Annotated in this window: 2 protein-coding genes; both read right to left on the bottom strand. The window is 37.1% G+C overall.

Annotated elements, in window-relative coordinates; genetic code table 11:
• Positions 1–122: 122 nt before the first annotated feature.
• Positions 123–1,724: an arylsulfatase gene (locus ACG2E4_RS18175; RefSeq protein ID WP_395262397.1), complete on the bottom strand. Its 1,602-nt coding sequence runs from the start codon at positions 1,722–1,724 to the stop codon at positions 123–125.
• A 246-nt stretch (positions 1,725–1,970) separates the two neighbouring features.
• Complete coding sequence (locus tag ACG2E4_RS18170; RefSeq protein WP_395262395.1) at positions 1,971–3,470, bottom strand: RagB/SusD family nutrient uptake outer membrane protein; 1,500 nt, start codon at positions 3,468–3,470, stop codon at positions 1,971–1,973.
• Between the last annotated feature and the right edge of the window lie 112 nt (positions 3,471–3,582).

Here is a 3,582-nt window from a genome sequence, read left to right as displayed (position 1 = left end):
AATTTCAATTATTGGTTTTGATTTCAAATCGATAAAAAATAAAAAATCTATATATCATTGTTATACAATGAGTTACGCAGAATTATGGTTTTTTTTAACAGGACACTAGTGATATGGAATAATCATTCTAAATACTCTTTGGGAACAATCTCTTTAAAATCTTCTAGCTCATTGTTCCATTGTGTTTTTAAAGTCTGAATCTTCTCAGGTCTATTTTCAGCTAAATTATTAGTTTCAGCACGATCTTTTTCGAGATTAAAAAGTCTCCAATCTTCATCTTTGGAGGCAACTATTTTCCAATCTCCTGCCCGCATGGCCCGATTCCCTTCGTGGTACCACCAGAGTTTCCGATCCCATTCTATGTTACTGTCAAATGTTGGAACTAGTGATCTTCCAGGCATCGATTTGGTAATTTGACTAGATCTTTCAAGGCCGGCCAAGTCAAGGACTGTTGGTACTAAATCAATAACATGCCCTGCAGCTGTTCTCAATGAACCTCTATCTTCAATCCCATCCAGCCATTGAACTATAAAAGGGGTAGCAATTCCCCCCTCGTGTACCCAGGTTTTGTGACGTCGAAATGGGGTATTACTTACCGTGGACCAGCCCGGACCCAAACTAAGGAACGTATCTGCCGAACCCGGCCTGGCGTTGGGATCATGCCCATTTCCACGGACCATTATTTCAGAACTGGCTCCATTGTCGGAAAGAAAAACTATGAGTGTGTTATTATAGTAATCCAATGCCTTAAGTTGATCAATTATTCGCCCTATCTCTTTATCCATCCGTTCAATCATTGCTGCATGGATGGTCATTTTATCTTGTTGAAATTGCTTTTGTTGTGTGGTCAAACTATCCCAAGGTACCGGACGATTTACCTCACCATCACCTAATATTTCTAAAGCTTTTGGGAAATCGTAAGGTGGACCAATATCTCTTTCGACTTCCGATAGCCGCCCCTCAACAAGGTTCATTTCTTGAATTCGTTTCCAACGCTGTTTTCGTATCTCATTCCAGCCAGAATTATATCGCTCCCCCACCCGATTGATATCTTCTTCAAGTGCGTGTAATGGAAAATGTGGAGCAGTGAAAGCTACATACGAAAAAAAGGAGTGATCCTTATAATTTGATTCATGTTCTTTTAAATACTTAATAGTTCTATCAGTAATTTCTGTGGTGCTATAATAATCTGAACCTTTTTTAATGCGTGGAAGCTTATTATCATTTTCATAGTGTTCAACAGGTCTAAAATGGTCAATTGGCCCTTCAAGCATATAGGACCTATCAAAACCAGTTTGTATTGGCATACCATCAATATGCCATTTCCCTGTATGATAGGAACGATATCCAGCTTCTTTAAGATATTCCGGTAATAACTGTGCCCAATCAGGCCGTTCACCTTGTCCTCCACCTTTAATTCCAGGAGCACTATCGCGACCTATTTGCTGGGGATAATAACCAGCAAGTAGAGAAGCTCTTGTAGGCCAGCAGCGGCCCGTATTGTAAAACTGAGTATACTTTAACCCATTCTTTGCCAGTTTATCCAAATTGGGAGTTGCTATTTCTCCACCATAAGAACCTAAGTCTGAATAACCAAGATCATCAGCCATGATGATCAATATATTAGGTCTTTGTATATCTCCTTGATTACATCCCACAATTGGAAACAGCAGAGTGGCTATAAATACAAGCCTATATGCAGCTTTACTTATGCGAGTTATCATACTTAAAATGATAGATTTTTCATTGATTCTATCTAGTGTAAAATTGCAATGGATACTACAAGATAGAAATTTAGCCTATTTAATATTTATATAGGGGACTTAGATCATGATAATCCATCCGTTTAATCATTATTTATAGATAGAAATTATAGAATATCTTCATTTTATATAGATTAAATGGAGGAATAATCCTCCATTTAATCTAAAATTATAATCCCAGATTAATATTTTGTTCGATTACTCAACTTACCATCCAGGATTCTGTTCTAAATTATTTAACCTAACTTCTCTTAAAGGAATTGGAAGAAGTAGTTTATATTCTACAACGTTATAAGTTTCTTCTGTCAATCTAGGAACTAGTTGCTTTTGCTCTTCACCATGTGCATTCATTACTTCAATTGCTCTATTTGTTCTTAGCAAATCATACCAACGGTGATTTTCAAACGCCAATTCTACCCGTTGTTCATGATAAACCGCATCACGAAACTCCTCCTTTGATAAACCAGGAGTTAGGTTATTGAGACCGGCTCTTTGTCTTACCTGATTAATATAACCATATGCTTCGGATGTTGGCCCTTCGACTTCATTAATAACCTCTGCCATCATTAAAAGTACATGGGCATACCGATAAACAGGCACATTTTCGTTAGTGCGTCCAGGCTGTTCAAAGGAATGAACAAACTTTTTGATGTAAGGTATTGAATCACCAATCGCTACATCGTACTGAGAATTCTCTGGATTAACATAGTAAGCAATAGAAGCATCTTTTCTTGTATCACCCTGTTCATAAGCCCTTATAACATCACGTGTAGGAATGTTGTAGCCGGCATGACTTGGATTTAGATCGGTAAAACCGATTATATCAGAACCAGAATTAAAAGGAACAAATCGATAGGCAAATTCACTGGCCTCTCCCTCAATTGATGAACTAAATTGGATCTCAAAAATTGATTCCGCATTATTCTTATTAGCTGGATCAAAAACATCTGAATAATCAGTCAAAAGAGAATAATTCATATTAATTACCTGCTCTAATGCATCTGAAGCTGCTGAGTAGTCTTCTTGGGTGAGGTATACATCAGCAAGTAGTGTATAAGCTGCCCCTTTTGTTGCTCGACCTACATCGGCTCCAGAGTAGTTCTCAGGCAGGCTACTAGTTGCATCATTTACATCATTGATGATTTGTTGATACACTTCTGAGGCTGAAGCTCTACCTTCTGAAAATGCATCATCCGGGGATTCAACCTCATCAAGTACTAAGGGAACACCTCCAAAAAGTCGAACCAGATGAAAATAATGTACCGCACGAATGAATTTTAATTCACCTGTATACTGCTCTTTTAATGTTGAATTGCTAAATTCAACGTTTTCAATACGATTTAAGACAACATTACATTGTGAAATCCCCGTGTAAATAGTGCTCCAAACTTCCTCTATAGGCCCATTTTCGTCTAAAATTAAAAATGAATCTAAAAATTCAGTTTCATGCTCTCCTCTATTTCCATGGTTATACTGGAATGTTGTATTATCAGATCTCATTTCAGTTATTGCCCAGAAATCTGAAGACCCTGTATAATAAAGATCTTGGAGTTGGCTGTATGCCCCATTAACAGCCAACTCTATCGATTCTTCTGTATCATAAAAAGTAGAGGCATTAACAAAAGAATCAGCTTCTGGTTCAAGTATGTCATTACAGGAAAGAAGTCCAGCCGATATTAGTAAAAAGAAAAGAATTACCTTTTTCATAGTTCTAAACTCTTAAGTGGAGAGTGTAAATCTAACTCTGTCTAAGTTTAGTAATTCAAATCTCACTAACTTAGACAATTATGACACAAGAAGAATTAAATAACCTGCAAAA

This window comes from Halalkalibaculum sp. DA384, from assembly GCF_043951955.1.
Classification (GTDB): Bacteria; Bacteroidota; Rhodothermia; order Balneolales; family Balneolaceae; genus JAMQKA01.
Note: the sequence above shows the minus strand (reverse complement) of the source record. Positions and strands in the feature narration are given on the sequence as shown.